Origin of the sequence: Micromonospora endolithica (assembly GCF_003626595.1) — a bacterium.
In the GTDB taxonomy this organism is placed as follows: domain Bacteria; phylum Actinomycetota; class Actinomycetes; order Mycobacteriales; family Micromonosporaceae; genus Micromonospora; species Micromonospora endolithica.
Genome location: NZ_RBAK01000003.1, coordinates 453,753 through 474,496 on the forward strand (window position 1 = coordinate 453,753; position 20,744 = coordinate 474,496).

General features: G+C 73.4%; 18 protein-coding genes. 13 read left to right on the forward strand and 5 right to left on the reverse strand.

The genetic code is table 11. The features are described 5' to 3' along the window. Positions 1-8 precede the first annotated feature (8 nt). The gene (locus tag D7223_RS33470) at positions 9-602 is read right to left on the reverse strand and encodes a hypothetical protein (RefSeq protein ID WP_238161819.1); all 594 of its coding nucleotides are present in this window, start codon (positions 600-602) and stop codon (positions 9-11) included. 311 nt (positions 603-913) lie between these two features. Here D7223_RS33470 and D7223_RS11380 point away from each other — a divergent pair, with 311 nt between their 5' ends. The 8 genes from D7223_RS11380 to D7223_RS11410 all read left to right on the forward strand — a co-directional run bounded on the left by D7223_RS11380 (position 914) and on the right by D7223_RS11410 (position 8,773). After that, positions 914-1,870, forward strand: coding sequence for a helix-turn-helix domain-containing protein (locus tag D7223_RS11380; RefSeq protein ID WP_120727915.1), 957 nt, complete (start codon positions 914-916; stop codon positions 1,868-1,870). Between the two features lie 127 nt (positions 1,871-1,997). Further along, positions 1,998-2,168, forward strand: a complete 171-nt coding sequence (locus D7223_RS33010; protein ID WP_186832223.1) for a hypothetical protein — start codon at positions 1,998-2,000, stop codon at positions 2,166-2,168. A gap of 10 nt (positions 2,169-2,178) precedes the next feature. Continuing rightward, complete coding sequence (locus tag D7223_RS11385; RefSeq protein ID WP_238161820.1) at positions 2,179-2,427, forward strand: hypothetical protein; 249 nt, start codon at positions 2,179-2,181, stop codon at positions 2,425-2,427. An 81-nt stretch (positions 2,428-2,508) separates the two neighbouring features. Then, complete coding sequence (locus tag D7223_RS11390; RefSeq protein WP_120727917.1) at positions 2,509-3,255, forward strand: response regulator transcription factor; 747 nt, start codon at positions 2,509-2,511, stop codon at positions 3,253-3,255. Continuing rightward, positions 3,233-4,708 carry a sensor histidine kinase gene (locus D7223_RS11395; protein ID WP_120727919.1) on the forward strand — a complete coding sequence of 492 codons (1,476 nt, stop codon included), beginning with the start codon at positions 3,233-3,235 and terminating at the stop codon, positions 4,706-4,708. Before D7223_RS11390 ends, D7223_RS11395 begins: the two co-directional genes overlap by 23 nt. 45 nt (positions 4,709-4,753) lie before the next feature. Further along, positions 4,754-6,814 (forward strand): ArnT family glycosyltransferase, encoded by a 2,061-nt coding sequence (locus tag D7223_RS11400; protein WP_120727922.1) that lies wholly within the window; start codon positions 4,754-4,756, stop codon positions 6,812-6,814. Position 6,815: 1 nt separating this feature from the next. Continuing rightward, complete coding sequence (locus tag D7223_RS11405) at positions 6,816-8,048, forward strand: bifunctional glycosyltransferase family 2/GtrA family protein (protein ID WP_120727924.1); 1,233 nt, start codon at positions 6,816-6,818, stop codon at positions 8,046-8,048. 38 nt (positions 8,049-8,086) lie between these two features. Next, positions 8,087-8,773: a helix-turn-helix domain-containing protein gene (locus D7223_RS11410; protein ID WP_120727926.1), complete on the forward strand. Its 687-nt coding sequence runs from the start codon at positions 8,087-8,089 to the stop codon at positions 8,771-8,773. Positions 8,774-8,816: 43 nt separating this feature from the next. Here the strand turns inward: D7223_RS11410 and D7223_RS11415 are convergent, their stop codons facing one another. From D7223_RS11415 to D7223_RS11425, 3 genes are all read right to left on the reverse strand, one after another. Further along, entirely contained in the window at positions 8,817-9,209 is a 393-nt protein-coding gene (locus tag D7223_RS11415) for a VOC family protein (RefSeq protein ID WP_120727928.1), read from the reverse strand. 76 nt (positions 9,210-9,285) lie between these two features. Next, positions 9,286-10,143: an arginase family protein gene (locus tag D7223_RS11420; protein WP_120727931.1), complete on the reverse strand. Its 858-nt coding sequence runs from the start codon at positions 10,141-10,143 to the stop codon at positions 9,286-9,288. Positions 10,144-10,402: 259 nt separating this feature from the next. Continuing rightward, a complete protein-coding gene (locus tag D7223_RS11425) occupies positions 10,403-10,990 on the reverse strand; it encodes a hypothetical protein (protein WP_120727933.1) in 588 nt (195 codons plus the stop codon). Positions 10,991-11,519: 529 nt separating this feature from the next. On the opposite strand from D7223_RS11425, the gene D7223_RS33015 reads away from it, so the two are divergent. From D7223_RS33015 to D7223_RS11440, 4 genes are all read left to right on the forward strand, one after another. Continuing rightward, complete coding sequence (locus D7223_RS33015; protein ID WP_167183181.1) at positions 11,520-11,669, forward strand: hypothetical protein; 150 nt, start codon at positions 11,520-11,522, stop codon at positions 11,667-11,669. 5 nt (positions 11,670-11,674) lie between these two features. After that, positions 11,675-13,093 carry a class I SAM-dependent methyltransferase gene (locus D7223_RS11430; RefSeq protein ID WP_120727935.1) on the forward strand — a complete coding sequence of 473 codons (1,419 nt, stop codon included), beginning with the start codon at positions 11,675-11,677 and terminating at the stop codon, positions 13,091-13,093. Next, positions 13,086-15,092, forward strand: a complete 2,007-nt coding sequence (locus tag D7223_RS11435; protein WP_120727937.1) for a sulfatase-like hydrolase/transferase — start codon at positions 13,086-13,088, stop codon at positions 15,090-15,092. The genes D7223_RS11430 and D7223_RS11435 overlap by 8 nt, the downstream gene beginning before the upstream one ends. A gap of 300 nt (positions 15,093-15,392) precedes the next feature. Beyond that, a complete protein-coding gene (locus D7223_RS11440) occupies positions 15,393-16,676 on the forward strand; it encodes a citrate synthase (protein WP_120727939.1) in 1,284 nt (427 codons plus the stop codon). 203 nt (positions 16,677-16,879) lie between these two features. Here D7223_RS11440 and D7223_RS11445 read toward each other — a convergent pair whose 3' ends face one another. Further along, positions 16,880-18,286 (reverse strand): glycosyltransferase family 4 protein, encoded by a 1,407-nt coding sequence (locus D7223_RS11445; RefSeq protein WP_120727941.1) that lies wholly within the window; start codon positions 18,284-18,286, stop codon positions 16,880-16,882. Between the two features lie 338 nt (positions 18,287-18,624). Between D7223_RS11445 and glgX the strand changes: the two genes are divergently transcribed. After that, positions 18,625-20,742 carry a glycogen debranching protein GlgX gene (glgX, locus tag D7223_RS11450; protein WP_120727943.1) on the forward strand — a complete coding sequence of 706 codons (2,118 nt, stop codon included), beginning with the start codon at positions 18,625-18,627 and terminating at the stop codon, positions 20,740-20,742. Positions 20,743-20,744: the final 2 nt, after the last annotated feature.

Genomic DNA, 20,744 nt, shown 5'->3' on the forward strand with positions numbered 1-20,744 from the left:
GCGGCTGGTCAGATCCGGCTTCGCGGCAGCCAGCCCAGAAACCGGTTGCGGGCGCCGGCCAGCGGCAGCGTGGGCAGGTCCTGCACGGCGGCGACCAGGCACGATCCGAGATAGACGGCCAGGCCGGCGCTGGCGCCGCCGAACTCGGCCAGGAGCTGGCTCTGCTTGGTGGCGCAGGGCCACTCGGCTCCGCAGCCGGTGCAGGTCCAGCCGGGGGGCTGGGGCAGGTGCTCCGGCGGGCGGGTCGACCGGTAGCGACCGGCCGCGCTGTTCGAGGTCCGGCGCCGGTCGTCCGCCCGGGCCGGGGCGAGCCGACCGCGAACCGCGCTGAGCGCGGCGCCGGCCCGGACCAGGGCGTCGGTGCCGACCCGGTGCGGCAGCAGCGCGCTGAGCAGGTGGTGGCCGAGGGCGTCGAAGGCTTCCCGGTTCACCCGGTGTCGTCGGCAGAGCGCCAGGAGGCGTTCCTCGGCCCCGCTCCCGACGGACAGCAACACCTCGGCGAGGACGTCCCGTACGCAGGCCCGGAGTTCCTCGGCGTCGCGGTCGAACGTGACGGCCAGGGCCGGGTCCTGCGCCAGTCGGCGGGTCGTCTCCGCCGCCACGATCCGTGCGATCCGTCTTCTGTCCCTGATGTGCATCATGGTCCCCCCATCGCCTCCGGTCCCCGCGGACGTCGGTGGTTCCGGTGCGGACGGAACCGTCGCGCGTGGGTCCGTCCCCAGGCTTGCCGGGGCACGGGAGAGGGGGCTAGCCCGGTGGACGACGGCGGTAGCCCGGATGCGAACAGATCTCCGTTCGACGGACAGGTGGTCCGACGTGTACGTCCATGCACTGTGTACGAACCGTCGCCGCACCGGTCCTGCCGGTGGTATTAATTTCTGTGGGATTCCCGTGACGAATCGGCGGAGGCGGCATGGCGACGCAGGCGCCTCTCGGTCGGAGCTTCGACAGCCGCGATCCCGACGTGATCCACGACCATCTCGTCCACTCCTACGGCACCCGACTGCGGATCACCAGCGGCGGCGCCGGCTACCGGCTCTGGCACCGCCGGCTCGACCTGGGCGCCTTCCGCCTGGAGGAGACCACCCAGTCCGGACACCTCAGCGTGGACGTCGAAGGACTGCCCACGGTGGTCGTCGGCGAGGTCCGTACCGCGACGGTCAGCCGCGCCTGCGACGGCCACGAGGCCCGGTTCGCCCCCGGCGACGTCTATCTCGCCGCCCGGCCGGAGCGAGCCTGCACACTCGGCTGGCACCCGGGCCGGGTGACCCTGAGCGTGCTGGACGTGTCCCTGTTGTCGCGGGTCGCGGCCGACCGGGCCGGCCGGGGGACCGGCCCGGTCCGTCTCTCCCGCCTCGGCGCCGCGCCGGCCGACCTGGCCCGGCACTGGCACACCAGCGTCGCTTACCTCAGGGACGTCTTCGTGGCGACCCCGGACGCCGCCGCCGAGCCGCTGGTGCGCGACGCGGCGGCCCGGATGCTGGCCGCGGCGGTGCTGACGATCTTCGTTCCGCCGGACGACCCGCCGATCGGCCCCGACCGGGCCCGGGGCAGCACGGTGCGCCGGGCGGTGGCGTACATGGAGGAGAACGCCGACCGGGACATCGGCGTCGCGGACGTCGCCGCGGCCGTCCGGGCGACCCCGCGCGGCCTGCAACTCGCGTTCCGCCGTCAGCTCGACGTGACGCCCGCCGACTACCTGCGCTGGATCCGGCTGCAACGCGCCCACCAGGACCTGCTCCGGTCGGACCCGCTGCGGGACACGGTCGCCGGGATCGCCCACCGGTGGGGATACCTCAGCGTCAGCCGCTTCACCGCCCGGTACCGGGCGGTCTTCGGCGCGCCGCCGAGTCACACCCTGCGGGGCTGACCCGACGTGCCGTTCCCGCCGCCCCCGTCACCGGGTGCGCCGACCCGGCGCAACGGCCGGAAACCCGGAACCCGGCGGCGGGGACGCCTAGCGTGGAGGGCACCAGCGCCACAGACGGGAGAGGGACGTGACCGAACCGGAGGAGGAGCGGGAGAAGAGCAGGAAGACCGACCAGGTCCTGTTCTCCCCCGACGGGGATCCGCACCACACGCCGGCGCAGGCGCCGCAGCCGGACGAGCACCTGCCGGTGACCGCCACCGTCGACGACCGGACCGAGGTCGTCGACGAGGAGCGGTGAGGAGCCGGATGTGACCGCGGACGCCGGACAGCCGGCCACGACCGAGGTGACCGTACGCTTCGTCGGCGGGCCGGCCCACGACCTGGAGCGCGCCCTGCCGGCCGAGCCCGACGGCGGCCCGCCGGCCCGCTGGGTGCTGCGCCACCCCGACGGGCAGGGGCCGGTCGGGGCCGACCACCTCTACGAGCGGGCCGGGGCGTACCGCGGCGGGTGGACGATGCGGTTCGTGCACACGTACCCGATCGGCATGACCGAGTGAGAACGGCCGCCGCCGCGCGCCACAGCTGGTACACAGGAAGCGCACAAGCCCCGCACAGCGGTCGCACCCACGATGGGGGCCATGGTGACGGACGAGCACGGCGCGCCGACCCGGATCGAGCTGCGCCGTCCCGACGGTGACCCGGTCCGCGTCCTGGTGGTCGACGACGAACCCACGCTGGCCGACCTGCTGTCGATGGCCCTGCGCTACGAGGGCTGGCAGGTGCGGACCGCCGGCAACGGGGTGGCGGCGCTGAACACCGCCCGGCAGTTCCGGCCGGACGCGGTGGTGCTCGACGTGATGCTGCCCGACCTGGACGGCTTCCAGGTGCTGCGCCGGCTGCGCGAGAGCGCGCCGACGGTGCCGGTGCTGTTCCTCACCGCCCGCGACGCGGTCGAGGAGCGGATCGCCGGGCTGACCGTCGGCGGGGACGACTACGTCACCAAGCCGTTCAGCCTGGAGGAGGTCATCGCCCGGCTGCGCGCGCTGCTGCGCCGCTCCGGCTTCGCCGTCGCCACCCGGGACGAGCCGGTGCTCACCGTCGGTGACCTCACCCTGGACGAGGACAGCCACGAGGTACGCCGCGACGGGCACCTGATCACCCTCACCGCCACCGAGTTCGAGCTGCTGCGCTACCTGATGCGCAACCCGCGCCGGGTGCTCAGCAAGGCGCAGATCCTGGACCGGGTGTGGAACTACGACTTCGGCGGCCAGGCCAACGTGGTCGAGCTGTACATCTCGTACCTGCGCAAGAAGATCGACGTCGGCCGGCCGCCGATGATCCACACCCTGCGCGGCGCGGGCTATGTCCTCAGACCGGCGGAGTGAACCGCACCGGCCGCGCCGGTGGCCGGCCGGCCGCTCGCTGCGTACCCAGCTGGTGGTCATCGTCGTCGCGCTGCTCGCGGTGGTCCTGGTCGGAATCGGCGGAACCACCACGGTGGCGCTGCGGCGGTTCCTGATCGAACGGGTGGACGCCCAACTCGTCGCCGACCGCGGGCTCCCCTGGAGCGGACCCCGCCTCCCGCTGCCCGCCGAACCGATCGGGGTGCCGCCCGGCACCCCGCCGGACTCGGTGGCGGCGGTCGCCGTCGACGGCCGGGTCACCCGCGCGTGGATCCAGTCCGGCGACCAGCGCGGTGGCCGACCGGTGGCCGCCGCCGAGGTGGCGGCGCTCGCCGCGGTCCCGGTGGACGCCGCCCCGCGTACCGTCGACCTGGGTGACCGGGGTGACTACCGGGCGATCGCGCGGCCGGTGCGCGACGGCGAGGTCTGGATCCTCGCCCAGCCGCTGGCCGACATCGAGGCGACCGTCCGGTGGCTGGTCGCCGCGCAGGCCGGGCTGGCCGCCGCCGGGATCCTCGTCGCCGGCGGCGCCGGCACGTTGATCGTCCGGCGCACCCTGCGCCCGCTGCACCGGGTCGCGGCCACCGCCGCCCGGGTCAGCGAACTGCCCCTGGACCGGGGTGAGGTGGCCCTGTCGGTCCGCGTGCCGGACAGCGACACCGACCCGCGCACCGAGGTCGGTCAGGTCGGCGCGGCGCTCAACCGGATGCTGGGCCACGTCGCCGCCGCGCTGGCCGCCCGGCAGGCCAGCGAGACGCGGGTACGCCAGTTCGTCGCCGACGCCAGCCACGAGCTGCGCACCCCGCTGGCCGCGATCCGCGGGTACGCCGAGGTGGCCCGCCGGGGCCGCGACCGGGTACCGCCCGACGTGGCCCACGCGCTGCGCCGGGTCGAGTCGGAGAGCACCCGGATGACCCACCTCGTCGACGACCTGCTCCTGCTGGCCAGACTGGACTCCGGCCGCCCGCTGGCCGTCGAGCCGGTGGACCTGTCCGCGCTGCTGGTCGACGCGGTCAGCGACGCGCACGTCGCCGGCCCGGAGCACCACTGGCGGCTCGACCTGCCCGAGCGGATGATCCGGGTGCCCGGCGACCCGGCCCGGCTGCACCAGGTTCTGGCGAACCTGCTGACCAACGCCCGCGTACACACCCCCGCCGGCACCACCGTCACCGCGGCGCTGGCCGTCGAGGACGACGCGGCCGTGGTCCGGGTCGCCGACGACGGGCCGGGAATCCCGGCCGACCTGCGGCCGGAGGTGTTCGAACGGTTCGCCCGCGGCGACGGCTCCCGTTCCCGGGCGCACGGCAGCACCGGCCTCGGCCTGGCCATCGTGGCCGCCGTGGTGGAGTCGCACCACGGAGCGGTCACCGTGGACAGCCGACCCGGCCGCACCGTGTTCACCGTCCGGCTGCCGAATCCCACAGCGGACGCATAGCCGGCTCAGGGGAGGGCGACAGCCCGGCCTCCGAGGGTTGCCGGCATGGACGGAACACAGACCCTGCCCGCCCCGGCCACCGCGCCCACCCGCCCGCCGGAGCGGCCCTCCCGCGCGACCCGGCCGGCCCTCGCCGGGCTGCTGCTGGCCACCGCCGCGCTCTACCTGTGGGGCCTGGACGCCTCCGGCTGGGCGAACTCCTACTACGCGGCGGCCGCGCAGGCCGGCTCGCAGAGCTGGACGGCGTTCTTCTACGGCTCCTCCGACGCGGCCAACTCGATCACCGTGGACAAGACGCCCGCGTCGCTGTGGCTGCCGGCCCTGTCGGTGCGGCTGTTCGGGCTGCACAGCTGGGCCCTGCTGGTGCCGCAGGCCCTGTGCGGCGTCGCCGCGGTCGGCGTCCTGTACGCCACCGTGCGCCGGTGGCACGGCCCGGTGGCCGGACTGATCGCCGGTGGTGTCCTCGCGGTCACCCCGGTGGCGACCCTGATGTTCCGCTTCAACAACCCCGACGCCCTGCTGGTGCTGGTCCTGGTCGCCGCCGCGTACGCCACCGTGCGGGCGGTGGAGACGGCGAGCACCCGGTGGCTCGTGCTGGCCGGGGCGCTTGTCGGTTTCGGCTTCCTGACCAAGATGCTCCAGGCGTTCCTGGTGCTGCCGGTCCTCGCCGGGGTCTACCTGTTGGCCGCGCCGACCGGACCGGGGCGGCGGATCCGGCAGCTGCTCCTGGCCGGTGTCGGCGTGCTCGTCGCCGCCGGCTGGTGGGTCGCGATCGTCGAGCTGGTGCCGGCCGGCTCCCGCCCCTACATCGGCGGATCACAGGGCGACAGCGTCCTGGAACTGGCCCTCGGCTACAACGGCCTCGGTCGGATCACCGGCGAGGAGGAGGGCCGTGTCGGCCCGCCCGGCGGTGCCGCGATGCTCGGCGGCGGCACCGGCGTGATGCGGATGTTCGACGAGCGGATCGGCGGTCAGGTCTCCTGGCTGCTGCCGGCCGCGCTGATCCTCCTGCTGGCCGGCCTGGTGCTGGCCGGGCGGGCGGCCCGTACCGACCGGACGCGGGCCGGCCTGCTGCTGTGGGGCGGCTGGCTGCTGGTCACCGGCGGGATCTTCAGCTTCATGTCCGGGATCTTCCACGAGTACTACACCGTCGCCCTGGCCCCGGCCGTCGGCGCGCTGATCGGCATCGGCGGCACGTCGCTGTGGCGGCACCGGCTCGCCGCCACGCGCCGGTGGTCGCTCGCGGCGACCCTCGCCCTGGCCGGCGCGCTCGCCGTCACCGCCTGGTGGTCGTGGACGCTGCTCGGGCGCAGTCCGGACTGGTATCCGTGGTTGCGTACCGCGGTCCTGGTGGCCGGGCTCGCCGCCGCCGCGCTGCTCGTCGTGGCCGACCGGTTGCCCCGGCGGGTCGCCCCGGTGGTCGTCGCGGTGGGCGCGGCGGCCGCGCTGGCCGGCCCGGTGGCGTACTCCCTCCAGACCGCCGCGACCCCGCACACCGGTGCCATCCCCACCGCCGGCCCGGCCGTGTCGGGCGGCTTCGGCCCCGGCCGGGCCTTCCCCGGCGGTGGCCAGCTTCCGTCCCTGCCCGGCGGCGGCCAGCTTCCGTCCCTGCCCGGCGGTGGCCAGCTCCCGTCCCTGCCCGGCGGTGGCCAGCTCCCGTCCTTCCCGGGTGGCCAGGTCCCCGGGTTTCCGGGCGGGGGCGGCCCTGGCCGGGGTGACCGGGCCGGTGGCATGGGCGGCCTGCTGGACGTCCGCGAACCCAGCGCCGAGTTGCGCGCGCTCCTCGAACGCGACAGCGAGGACTACACCTGGATCGCCGCGACGGTCGGCTCGAACAACGCCTCCGGTTACCAGCTCGCCACCGGTGACCCGGTGATGGCGGTCGGCGGCTTCAACGGCAGCGACCCGTCCCCGACCCTCGCGCAGTTCCAGGAACACGTGGCCGCGGGCCGGATCCACTGGTTCGTCGGAGGTGGCGGGTTCCCCGGCGCCAACGGCGGCAGCACCGCCTCGTCGGACATCGCGGCCTGGGTGGCCGCGACCTTCCCGGCGCAGACCGTCGACGGCGTCACCGTCTACGACCTCAGCAGCGGAAAGGACAGCTGACATGGCCGGCTCCACCGCCTCCCGGGCCGGCGTGCGGGCCCGCCCGACCGCCCCGACCGCCGTGCTCGACGTGGTCGTCCCCGTGTACAACGAGGAGACCGACCTCGAACCGTGCGTCCGGCGGCTGCACGCCCACCTGAGCGCGCACTTCCCGTACCCGTTCGCCATCACCATCGCCGACAACGCCAGCGTCGACCGCACCCTGGCGGTCGCCGAGGCGCTCGCCGCGGAACTGCCCGGCGTCGGGGTGCGGCACCTCGACGCCAAGGGCCGCGGCCGGGCGCTGCGGGCGGCCTGGTCGGACTCCTCCGCGCCGGTGCTCGCGTACATGGACGTCGACCTCTCCACCGACCTGGCGGCGCTGCTGCCGCTGGTCGCCCCGCTCATCTCCGGCCACTCCGACCTGGCCATCGGCACCCGGCTGGCCCGGACCTCCCGGGTGGTGCGGGGCGCCAAGCGGGAGGTCATCTCCCGGGCGTACAACCTGCTGCTACGCGGCACCCTGGCCGCCCGCTTCTCCGACGCCCAGTGCGGGTTCAAGGCGATCCGCGCCGACGTGGCCGGGGAGCTGCTGCCGCTGGTACGGGACACCGGGTGGTTCTTCGACACCGAGCTGCTGGTACTCGCCCAGCGGGCCGGCCTGCGTATCCACGAGGTGCCGGTGGACTGGGTGGACGACCCGGACAGCCGGGTGGACATCGTGGCCACCGCCCTGGCGGACCTGCGCGGCATCGGTCGGCTCGGCCGCGCGCTGCTCACCGGGGCGCTGCCGATGGCGCAACTGCGGGCACAACTGGGCCGGGCACCACTGGTCGCGCCCCCGGCGCAGGTGCCGGCCGGCCTGGCCGGGCAGCTGGTCCGGTTCGCCGCGGTCGGGGTGGCCAGCACCTGCGCGTACCTGCTGCTGTTCGTGGCCACCCGCGGCGCGCTCGGCGCGCAGCCGGCGAACCTGGTGGCGCTGCTGGTCACCGCCGTGGCCAACACGGCGGCGAACCGGCGGCTGACCTTCGGCGTCACCGGCCGCCGGCACGCCGGACGGCACCACCTCCAGGGGCTGCTGGCCTTCGGGCTGGGGCTCGCCCTGACCAGCGGCTCGCTCGCCGTGCTGCACGCGGTGGCCGCCGCGCCGGCCCGGTCGGTGGAGCTGGTGGTGCTGGTGGCCGCCAACCTGGCCGCGACGGTGCTGCGGTTCGTGCTGCTGCGTCTCGGCATGCACCACCACCGGCGGACCTGACCGGTGCGGTGTCGGCCGGTGGTGGCAGGGTTGCGGGCGTGTACCGGGAACGGGCGGCGGCCACGCTCGCCGGCGCGGTGGTGTGGACCAGCCGCGTCCGGTCGGACGTGCCGCCGACCCGGGTGCTGCCGGACGGCTGCCTGGACCTGCTCTGGTCGAGCCGGCGCGGTCTGCTGGTGGCCGGTCCGGACCGGGCCGCACACCTGAGCTCCGGCACGGCGGGGGAACGGTGGTTGGGTCTGCGCCTGCCACCGGGCGTGGGCCCGGCGGTGTTCGGGGTGCCCGCCGACGAGCTTCGCGACCGGCGGGTGCCGCTGGACGCGCTGTGGGGCGCGGCGGCGGGCGAGATCGCCGAGCGGCTCGGCGACCGGCCGACCGCCGCCGCGCTGGAGGCCGTCGCCGCCGTCCGACTGGCCGCCGCGGGTGGGCCCGACCCGCGGGGCGTCCGGGTGGCCGCGACACTCGCCGCCGGCGCGACCGTGGCCGCGACCGCCGCCGAGGTCGGCCTCACCCCGCGCGCCCTGCACCGTCTCAGCCAGGCCCTTTTCGGGTACGGCCCGAAGACCCTCGCCCGTATCCTGCGGATGCGCCGGGCCCTCGACCTGGCTCGTGCGGGTGCCCCGCTGGCCGAGGTCGCGGTCCGGGCCGGTTACGCCGACCAGGCCCACCTCACCCGAGACGTGAGTGCCCTGGCCGGCGTGCCCCCGACGGTCCTGCTCGGGTGACCGGCGTGGCGGGTGACCGGCCCGGCGTGCCCGCGTCGGCTGCTCAGCCGGCGGGCAGCGGGGCGTAGAGGTCGACGCCGTTGCCGTCCGGGTCGTGCAGCACCGCGTACCGCTGGCCCCAGGTGGCGTCCCACGGTGGCAACGCGCCGTGGAAGCCGGCAGCGGTCAGCTCGGTGAAGTACCGGTCCACCTCGGCCGGGTCGGCACACCGGAAGGCCATGCTCATCCGGGCGCTCCCGGTCGGCGGGGTCCAGCCGAACTCGCGGATGCTGTCCACCGTGTCCCAGGCCAGTCGAATGCCGCCGGGCAGTGGCACCTCCACGTGGGAGAGGGTGTCCGCCTCGGCGGGGATCTCCAGCCCGAGCCGGCGGTAGAAGTCGAGACTGCGCGCCATGTCGGCGACGACCACGCTGATGAAGTCCATCTGGGGAGCCATGCCGCCGAGGCTAGGCCGGCCCGCTTCCGCTGTCTTGAACGGAACGGACACCCGCCGCCGTGTCGCTCCGGACGGGTCAGGCCGCCAGCACCTCGGCGAGGACGTCGACGACGCGCTCGGCGTGACGACCGTCCGGGTCCTCGTCGGCGTTCAGGTCGGCGACGCTCATGCCGACCAGCCGACCGGACCGCACCAGCGGGGTGAGCAGCCCGACGACGTCGGCCCAGTCCAGCCCGCCCGGCTCCGGGTAGCTGACCGCCGGCAGCACCAACGGGTCGAGCACGTCGAGGTCCAGGTGCAACCAGACCGGGCAGACCGTCGCCGCGGCCAGGGTCCGGCCGACCTCGGCGGCGGCGGACCCGCGTAGCTGGTCGGCCGGTACGAGGTGGATCGCCCGGTCCACCCGGGCGGCCTCCACCCCGCTCTCGGTGTCCCGGGGCGGGCGGGGACCGAGCAGGTGCACCTGGTCGGGGTCGACCAGCGGTCCCTCCCGGTCCAGGATCCCGACCGGGCCGTGGCCGGTCACCATGGACAGGTCCATGTCGGCGGCCTCGCCGGTGGGGGAGGACCGCCCGTCGTGGAAGTCGTAGTGCCCGTCGAGGAACCACAGGTCGAAGCCGGCGGGCAGGCCGTGCAGGATGCCCGGCAGGATCGCGCAGTCGCCGCCGAGGACCAGCGGGTGCACGTCGCCCGCGTCGGTCAGCTCGGTGATCCGGGCCGAGATGTCCCGGGTCGCCCGCCGGAGCTGGTCCGCCCCGATCACCCCGGTCGCCGGGTCCCGGACCGGGTCGTTGATCACCGTGTCCAGCACGCCAGCGTCCTGGGCGCCCAGTCGGGCGAGCAGCCCCGCGGTGCGTAGGGCGCCCGGCGCCCGCCGCTCACCCCGTCCCCGGCCCGAGGAGTCCAGCGGGGCGTCCAGCACCGACCATCGCATGTCGCCGAAGGTAGTCGTCCGGGACGGGCCCGGTGACGGGTACCGAGAGTTCCGCGCCGCCCCGCGCCGCCCACGCCGCCCGCGCCGCTCCGCGATCTTGCACTTTGTGTCGTTGCCTTGTCCCGTTTCCACCTTTCGCGACGACCGAATCTGCAAGATCGCCGCCTCGGGGTGGGGGCGTTGACGTGGGGACGCCGCTGGCCGGCACCCGGGTTCGGGTGCCGGCCAGCGGCCTTGTTCCCCCTTACGAGGAAGGCTGTCAGTTGTTCCAGTGCTGGGCGACGAGGTCGGCGGCCTGCTGCTCCCACTGGGCGTAGTGATCCGGGTAGGCCGACACCTGCACGGTCTGCGCGGCCTCGGTCAGCGGCATGTCCTGCCAGCCGTCGACCTGCTTGAGGCCCTTGAGGAACGCCATCGTGGAGTACTCGGGGTCGGTGATCTGCTCCACGGTGCCCCAGCCGGAGGACGGGCGCTGCTGGAACAGGCCCTGCGAGTCGTGGTCGTTGCGGTCACCCAGGTGACCCAGGTTCTCCAGCTTCGACTCCTGCAACGCGGTGGCGATCGACACGACCGCGGCGCGCTCGTCCATGCCGGCCTTCTTCGTCGCGGCGATGATCGCCTTGACGTTGGCGGTCTGCTCGTCGGACAGGTCGATCCGCGACTGCGCGCCCTGCACACCGTGCGGGATCAGCTTGTTCGTGTCGGGCTTGTCGGCCTGCACCGCAACGGCCACGGGCGTGGACTGCACCGACGGGGCGGCGTGGGCGGTGGCGGGGCCGGCGAACATGCCACCGGCGAAGGCCAGACCAGCGATACCCAGCACGCTCTTACGCATGATCGTGTTCATCACAGAAGCTCCATTCGGGGGTCGACAACCCACACCACAAAAGGGGGAAGGGCGTGGGCGTTCGGAAGACGATCCGGCACACGCGTGTCACGAGCAGGGGGATGCCCGGTGCGTGGCGTCGGGGGGATCCAACGACCGGCCGGCCACCCCCATTCCCGGAGGGGCCCGGGCCCCCTTGCGACCCTGCGGAGAACCGCAGGTCGGGGGTGCTACTCGATCGTCCGCATGGTGTAACGACCCCGGCCCGGCCGGCATTCCGCCACCGGGGTGCCCCCGACCACACCCCCGAACCCGACAAAGACCCCACAGCCGACGTCGCGTCGCGTGATCCGCCGGAACTGCAGGCCCGCCCGGCCGTCCGCGTCTAGCTGGACCGTCATCGGCTGGCCGGCGGAGTGCCCGGTGTCGGCACCTTTGGGCCGGGAAGGGGCGTACCGTGGCAGACAAGTCCGGCGTAACGCCACAAAACACCACAAGGGTGGGCGGTTAGGCGTGCCCGGGATCGAACGGCGAGGGGAAGGAGCGGTCGGTGAACCACCTGGCCTACCTGGACGCGGGATCCGGCAGCCTGATCGTGCAGGCGGTGGTCGGCGGGGTCGCCGGTGCCGCGGTGGCGGCCAAGCTCTACTGGCGACGCCTGGTGGACCGGTTCCGCCGGCAGCCCACCGATCAGCGCTGACCGGCATGGCGACCTCCCAACCGCCGTTGCGCGCCGAGCCCGGCTCGTTCCGTGATCCGGCCAATCGGGTCTTCCACCTCGGCGACCAGGTGCTGCGCGGGCTCGACGAGGAGGCCGCCGGTCAGTGGCGGGCCCTCGCCGCGACCGGGTTCTTCCCGGCGCTGCTGGCCGACGGCAAGGTGTGCGGCACCGAGCCGACCGACCCGGTCACGTTGGGGCAGGGCTGGACGGCGGCGCTGCGGCACGAGCGGATTCCGTTCGTCTCCCACCCGTACGAGTGGTCCTTCGCCATGCTGCGCGACGCGGCGCTGCTGCACCTGGAGATCCTCCGCGCCGCCCTGCCGGAGGGGTTCACCACCAAGGACGGTTCGGCGTACAACCTGCAGTGGCGCGGCGCCGAACCGATCTTCATCGACGTCGGGTCGTTCACGCCGACCCGGGTCGGTGAGCCGTGGGCCGGCTACCGGCAGTTCTGTCAGACGATGCTCTACCCGCTGCTGCTCGGTGCCCACCTCGGGCTGGACTTCCAACCGTGGCTGCGGGCCCGGGTCGACGGCATCGAACCCGACCAGCTGCGGCCGCTCTTCGGTGGCACCCGGCGGCTGCTGCCCGGCGTACTCACCCACGTGCACCTGCACGGCGCCATGCAGCGCCGCAACGCGGCCGCGAGCACCGCGGACGTGCGCTCCCAGCTACGCGCCGCCGGCTACTCGTCGGAGCTGGCCATGGCCACCGTACGCGGCATCGAGAAGCTGGTCCGCCGGCTGGACCGTCGTCCGGCGGCCAGTCACTGGGTGGACTACCAGCGCACCTGCGGCTACACGATGGACGACCGGAACGCCAAGGAGCGGTTCGTCGCCGAGGCGCTGACCGCCGGCGCGCGCCCGCGCCTGGTGCTGGACCTCGGTGCCAACGACGGCCGGTACGCGCGGCTGGCCGCCCGCCACGCCGACTACGTCGTCGCGGTGGAGCAGGACCCCGCGGTCGTCGACGAGCTGTACCGGACGCTGCGCGCCGAGGGGGAACGCCGGATCCTGCCGCTGGTCATGGACCTCGCCGACCCGTCTCCGGGCGGCGGCTGGCGGGGCGTCGAACGGGCGTCCTTCGCCGACCGGTCCGACGCCGACCTGGTTCTCGCCCTCGCCGTGGTGCACCACCTCGCGATCGGCCGCAACGTGCCGCTGCCGGAGATCGTCGACTGGCTCGCCGGCCTGGTCACCCCGGGCGGCCGGATCGCGGTGGAGTTCGTCCACCCGGAGGACCCGATGGCTCGCCGGCTGCTCGCCAACAAGCCCGAGGGCCTGTTCCCGGACTACCGGCGGGAGGAGTTCGAGCGGTCGCTGGCCCGCCGCGGCCGGATCTCCCGCCGGCGGGACCTGCCCTCGGGCACCCGGACCCTGTACGAGGTGGTGGTGGGTGGCTGAACCCGCGCCCCGCCGGGGACCCGGTTGGCGGGCGGAGGCCGGGCGGTTCGCCGAGGTGGGCGGGCTGCTCGGGCTGGTGGTCACCCAGCCGGTCCTGGACGTGCTCGGCCGCAGCCCCGACTTCTTCCTGTTCCACCGCGCCGACCGGGGCGAGATCCTGCTGCTCGTCGCCCTGGTGACAGTGGTGCCGACGTTGGCCGTCGGGTTGCTCGGCGCGCTGAGCGGGCTCGCCGGCACCACCGTCCGCTCCGCGACGCACACCGTGGTGCTGGGGCTGCTCGTGGCCGCCGGGGCGGTCCAGGCGGGTCGGCACGGCACGCCGCTTCGGGGCGTACCCCTGCTGCTGCTGGCGGCGGTGGTCGGCGCCGCCGCGGCGGCGGCCCACCGGCGGTGGCGCGCGCCCGGCCGGGTGTTGCGGCTGGCCGGCGTGGGCCCGGTGGTCTTCGTGGCGCTGTTCCTGTTCGTGTCGCCCACCTCGGTGGTGGTGCTGCCCCGCGCGGAGGCGGGCGCCGCCGGGGTCGCCGCGGGCGACCTGCACCCGCCGGTGGTCATGCTGATTCTCGACGAGCTGCCGCTGGTGTCGCTGCTCGGCCCGGACGGCCGCGTCGACGCCGCCCGGTTCCCGCACTTCGCCGAGTTGGCCGGTGGGTCGACCTGGTACCGCAACGCGACCGGCGTCAGCGGGTGGACGCCCTACGCGCTGCCGGCGATGCTGACCGGCCGCTACCCGGCGAAGGCCGCCGCGCCGCACTACGGGGAGTACCCGGACAACCTCTTCACCGCCTTCGGCGGCCTGTACGACATCCGAGCCGAGGAGAGCATCACCCGGCTCTGCCCGCCCAGCCGCTGCGAGACGCCGGTCAACCCGGAACAGGGCCTCGGCGTGCTGGTCCGGGAGACCGGGACGCTGCTGTCCCGGCTGGCCGCGCCGGTCGACAGCCGGGCCGACCCGGAGGACTCCTACCGGGAGCGGACCCGCGTCGAGGCCGGCATGGACGCCGCCGAGCCGGTGCCGGCCGACCCGAAGTTCCGCTGGGACAGCCTCGACGACAACCAGCCGGCCCGCTTCACCAGCTTCCTCGCCGGGCTGCGGCCCGCGCCACGGCCCACCCTGCACTTCCTGCACCTGCTGATGCCGCACTCGCCGTGGGCGTACCTGCCCTCCGGGGCCCGCTACGAGGCGCCGGACGACCTGCCCAACGACGGCGCCGGCTGGGCGGAGCTGGCCCGGCAGCGGCACCTGGCGCAGCTCGGCTACACCGACCGGCTCATCGGGGAGACGCTGCGGACGTTGCGCGCCAACGGCCTGTACGACCGGGCGCTGCTGATGGTGACCGCCGACCACGGGGTCAGCTTCACCGCCGGCGCCCAGGGCCGCGGAATGGACGCGATCAGGGCCGCCGCCGACGAGGTCGCCTGGGTACCGATGTTCGTCAAGAGCCCCGGTCAGCAGACCGGCCGGATCGACGACCGCAACTGGCAACACGTCGACCTGCTGCCCACCGTCGCCGACGAGGCGGCGATCCGGCTGCCCTGGCGGGTCGACGGGCGCTCCGCGCGGCAGACGCCCCGCCCGGACGACGGGAAGGTGTTCTACGACCGGCCCGCCCAGCCGACCCCGATCACCGGCGGGGTGCCCGCCCCGCTGCCGCCGCCGGCGCCGCACCCGCTGGTCGGCACCGAGGTCGGCGACCGTCCCCCCGGCGGCACCGCCGACGTCGCCCCGCTGGCCGCGTTCCGCGCCGTCGACCCGGACACCGGGGGACTTCCGGCGATGATCTGGGGCGACCTGCCCGACGACGTGCCGGACGGCACACCACTCGCGGTGGCGGTCAACGGCCGGGTCGGCGCGGTGGTGCCGGTGGTGCCACGCGACGCCGGAGGCCGCCGCTTCGCCGCGCTGATCGCCGACGACCGGCTGTACCGGGCCGGCGCCAACCGCCTCGACCTGTACCGGATCGCCCCCGACGGCACGCTGCGCCGCCTGCGCTCGGGGTAAGGAAGGGCCCCCCGTTAACGCCTGCGGTAGAGGAAGGGCCCCCGCTTAACACCGCAGCCGCTTCTTGATCGACCTCGCTGCGCCGGTCGTGGTCGCGACCGGTACCGTTCCCATGCCTCGCGTCCGCCGCGCTCCGGCAGGTGGCGTACCCGTGGTCGAGGGGGTTTCCCAGCCGACAAGTCGGGAATCGGGTGACGCATACCTCACCGCCGAACCACGGCGGGCGGTATCCCCGCAACCGCGATTACGGTAAAAGCGAAGGCAATTCAACGAAGATCTGCCGGCGAAGCGAGGAACCACATGACGGAAGTCAAGCTCGATCACCCCGGTGGGCAGCTTTCGATGCCGGTGCACAACGCGGTCGAGGGCCCCGCCGGCATCGGGGTGGGCAAGCTGCTGAAGGAAACCGGGATGACCACGTACGACCCCGGTTTCGTCAACACCGCGGCCTGCTCCTCCGCGATCACCTACATCGACGGTGACGCGGGGATCCTGCGCTACCGCGGGTACCCGATCGAGCAGCTGGCCGGAAAGTCCTCCTTCCTGGAGGTCTCCTACCTGCTCATCTACGGTGAGTTGCCCACCCAGCAGCAGCTCACCGAGTTCACCGAGTGGATCCGTCGGCACTCCCTGCTGCACGAGGAGATGCGCCGCTTCTTCGACGGCTTCCCCCGCGAGGCGCACCCGATGGCCGTGCTCTCCTCGGCGGTCAGCGCGCTGTCGACCTTCTACCAGGACAGCCTGGACCCGTTCGACTCCGAGCACGTGGAGATCTCCACGGTCCGGCTGATGGCGAAGGTCCCGACCATCGCCTCGTACGCGTACAAGAAGTCGATCGGCCAGCCGCTGCTGTACCCGGACAACTCGCTCGGGTACGTGGACAACCTGCTGCGGATGACCTTCGGCGTGCCGGCCGAGCCGTACGAGGTCGACCCGGTGATGTCGAAGGTGCTGGACATGCTCTTCGTCCTGCACGCCGACCACGAGCAGAACTGCTCCACCTCGACCGTACGGCTGGTCGGCTCCAGCAACGCCAACCTGTTCGCCTCGGTGTCGGCCGGCGTGAACGCGCTGTTCGGTCCGCTGCACGGCGGTGCCAACCAGGCCGTACTGGAGATGCTCCAGAAGATCGACGCCGACGGCGGCGACGTCCGGTCCTTCGTCCGTAAGGTCAAGGACAAGCAGGACGGCGTCAAGCTGATGGGCTTCGGGCACCGGGTCTACAAGAACTACGACCCGCGCGCCGCGATCGTGAAGAAGGCCGCTCAGGACGTGCTCGGCCGGATGGCCAAGCCGGACCCGCTGCTGGACATCGCGATGGAGCTGGAGGAGATCGCCCTCGCCGACGACTTCTTCGTCGACCGGCGGCTCTACCCGAACGTGGACTTCTACACCGGCCTGATCTACAAGGCCATGGGCTTCCCGACCAAGATGTTCACGGTGCTGTTCGCGCTGGGCCGGCTTCCCGGCTGGATCGCCCAGTGGCGCGAGATGATCAGCGACCCGGAGACCAAGATCGGCCGCCCGCGGCAGATCTACACCGGTTCGCCGGAGCGGGCGTACGTCCCGGTCGACGAGCGCTGAGGTGTAAGGAAGGGCCCCTTCTTAACGTCTGCGGTAGAGCAGGGGCCCCTTCTTAACGCCGGTAGCCACAGGAGTCACACGAAGGCCGCCGACCCGGGCGAGGGTCGGCGGCCTTCGTCGTGTTCGGTGGCCGGTGCGCGCCGTGTTAAAAGGGGGCCCTTCCTATGCGCCAGGCGTTAATAAGGGGCCCTTCCTTACACCCCTCAGCGGAGGCCGGCGGCGGCTAGCAGGTTGCCGGTGGGCAGCGGGGGGAGGGCGCGGCCGTGGGCCATCCGCTGTTCGGCGCGTTCGGTGGCGAACGCCGGGGCCTGGGTGATGGCCGCGGCGTAGCTGGCGGCGGTGCGGCTGGCGATGGCCGACCAGCCGTACTGCTCGTGCACCATCCGCCGGGCGCGGCGGGCCAGCCGGCGGGCCCGCTCCGGGTCGGCGAGCACGGCGTGCACCGCGTCGCCGAGTGAGTCCGGGTCCTGCGGGCGGAAGGTCATCCCGGTGACGCCCGGCTCGACGATCTCGGCGAGACCGCCGGTGGCGGCGACGGCCAGCGGCGCTCCGGCGGCGGCGCCCTCCAGGGCGACCATGCCGAACGGCTCGTAGATGCTGGGTACCGCGAAGCAGTCCGAGGCGGCCATGACGGCCGGCAGGTCGGTGCCGCCGAGGAAGCCGGGGAGGCTGACCGTGTCGGCCAGGCCCAGGCGGTGCACCTCGGCTTCCAGTTCGCCCCGGTACGGGCCGTCGCCGACGATCACCGCGCGCAGGCCGGGGTGCTGTTCGCGCAGCCGGGGCAGGCCGGCGATGAGGTGCTGGACGCCCTTCTCGTAGACCAGCCGGCCGGCGAAGGTGACCAGTGGGCCGTCCCCGGCGAACCGCTCGCGGGCCTTCACGACCGCGCGGGCGGGCACCTTCCAGCGGTGCGGCTCGACCCCGTTGGGCACCACGTCGACGCGTCCGGCCGGTACCCCGAACAGCCCGGTCACCTCGTCGCGCATGTAGCCGGAGCAGACGATGACCCGGCCGGACTCGCCGGACAGCCACTGCTCGACGCCGTGGATGGTGCGGTTCATCTCCTCCGGCAGCCAGCCCTGGTGCCGGCCGGCCTCGGTGGCGTGGATGGTGGTGACCAGCGGCAGGTCCAGGTGCTCGGCGAGGGTGACCGCGGTGTGCGCGACGAGCCAGTCGTGGGCGTGGATGACGTCGTACGAGCCGGACTCGGTGGCCCGTAGGGCGGCGCGGGTCAGGGTGTGGTTGAACGCCATCGTCCAGGCCAGCAGGGAGGAGGTGGCCAGCGGGAAGGTGACCGGGTCCTCGGCGGCGCGGACGACGCGGACGCCGTCGGCGTACTCCTCCAGTGGCGCGCCCTCGGTGTGCCGGGTGACGACGGTGACCTCGTGCCCGGCGGCGGCGAGGGCCACCGACAGGGCGTGCACGTGCCGGCCGAGACCGCCGACCAGCACCGGTGGGTACTCCCAGGAGAGCATCAGGATGCGGCGGGCCTGCGGGGGGACGCCGGTGGTCCCGGACGGCGCCGGGGTCTGCGGCCGGGAGGTGAGGGTGGGCCGGTGGATCCGGTCCACGGTGGCGGTGGGCGGTACGTCGACCCGCAGGGTCGTCACATCGATCTCCGTCCGTGCATGGGTGGGCGCGCCGGCGTCGTCGACGGCAGAGCAGGGTGCGGTGAGGGGCGGCCGAGCGGCCAACTGGTGACGCGCGGGCGCGTCCCGCGCACAAGCAAAGGGCATCTCGCGCGATCCCGCATCTCGAAAGGGGCCAACGTGACGGACGACACCTGAAGGTTTACCACGCATCAGTCGGGTGGATTACGGTCATCGGCCGAACGGGTGGATTCGGGTGCGAGACTGTGGGGCAATAACGCGCCTGCGACGCCGCCGGCCCCGCCGTGCGGTGCGCTCATGGTGCGGTGCGCCCATGATCGTGGGGACTGAGGAGCGAGATGCAGGTCTGGCCGGGTGAGCGCTACCCCCTGGGGGCCACCTACGACGGGATGGGCACCAACTTCGCGATCTTCTCGGAGGTGGCCGAGTCCATCGAGCTGTGTCTGTTCGACGAGTGGGACACCGGTGCCGAGCGGCGGATCCCGCTGCGCGAGGTCGACGCGTACGTCTGGCACGCCTACATCCCGGGCATCGAGCCGGGCCAGCGCTACGGCTACCGCGTGCACGGTCCGTACGACCCGGCCAACGGCCTGCGGTGCAACCCCCACAAGCTGCTCATCGACCCGTACGCCAAGGCGATCGACGGGGACATCGAGTGGAACCCGGCGGTGTACGACTACCAGCTTGGCGACCCGGACACCCGCAACGACACCGACTCGGCGCCCTACATGCCGAAGTCGGTGGTGGTGAACCCGTACTTCGACTGGGGCAACGACGCGCCACCGCGCATCCCGTACCACCACTCGGTCATCTACGAGGCCCACGTACGCGGCCTGACCATGACCCACCCGGACATCCCCGAGGAGCTGCGCGGCACGTACGCGGCCATCGCCTCGCCGGCGATGATCGAGCACCTGCGGACCCTCGGGGTGACCGCGATCGAGCTGATGCCGGTGCACCAGTTCGTGCACGACCACCGCCTGGCCGACCTGGGGCTGCGCAACTACTGGGGTTACAACACGATCGGCTTCTTCGCCCCGCACCACGGCTACTCGGCGCTGGGTCACCTGGGCCAGCAGGTGCAGGAGTTCCGGGGCATGGTCAAGGCGCTGCACGCCGCCGGCATCGAGGTCATCCTCGACGTGGTCTACAACCACACCGCCGAGGGCAACCACCTGGGCCCGACGCTGAGCTTCAAGGGCATCGACACGCCCAGCTACTACCGGCTGAGCGAGTCCGACCGGCGGTACTTCGTCGACTACACCGGCACCGGCAACAGCCTCAACGTGCGCAGCCCGCACTCGCTCCAGCTGATCATGGACTCGCTGCGCTACTGGGTGACCGAGATGCACGTCGACGGTTTCCGGTTCGACCTGGCCGCCACCCTGGCCCGGGAGTTCTACGAGGTGGACCGGCTGTCGACGTTCTTCGAGGTGGTGCAGCAGGACCCGGTGGTCAGCCAGGTCAAGCTGATCGCCGAGCCGTGGGACGTCGGCCCCGGCGGCTACCAGGTCGGCAACTTCCCGCCGGTGTGGACCGAGTGGAACGGCAAGTACCGGGACACCGTGCGCGACTTCTGGCGCGGTGAGCCGGCCACCCTGGCCGAGTTCGCCTCCCGGATCTCCGGCTCCGCCGACCTCTACCAGGACGACGGCCGCCGCCCGTTCCACAGCATCAACTTCGTCACCTGCCACGACGGTTTCACCCTCAACGACCTGGTGTCGTACAACGACAAGCACAACGAGGCCAACGGCGAGGAGAACCGGGACGGGGAGAGCCACAACCGGTCCTGGAACTGCGGCGTCGAGGGGGAGAGCGACGACCCCGGCGTACGCGCGCTGCGGGCCCGGCAGCGGCGCAACTTCCTGGCCACCCTGATGCTGTCGCAGGGCGTGCCGATGCTCGGCCACGGCGACGAGCTGGGTCGCACCCAGGGTGGCAACAACAACGCCTACTGCCAGGACAGCGAACTGGCCTGGATCGACTGGGCGAACATCGACCCGGAGCTGCTCGACTTCACCCGCCGGCTGGTCGCGTTCCGCCTCCGGCACCAGGTGTTCCAGCGCCGCCGGTTCTTCACCGGGGTGCAGGTGCGCGGCCAGGAGGTCGACGCGCCGCTGCCCGACCTGGCCTGGTACACCCCGGACGGCCGGGAGATGACCGGCGAGGACTGGGGCAACGACTTCGGCCGGTCGGTCGCCCTGTTCGTCAACGGCGAGGGCATCCGCGAGCGCGGCCAGTACGGCCAGCGCCACCGGGACAACTCGTTCCTGCTCTGCTTCAACGCCCACGACGCGCCGCTGGACTTCACCCTGCCGCCGGCGGAGTTCGGCGCACGCTGGGAGCTGGTGATCAGCACCGCGGACCCCGACCCGGAGAAGACGACGCTGGTCGAGGCGGCGGGTTCGCTCACCGTCCCCGACCGTTCCCTGCTGGTCCTGGAGAGGACGGTCTGAGC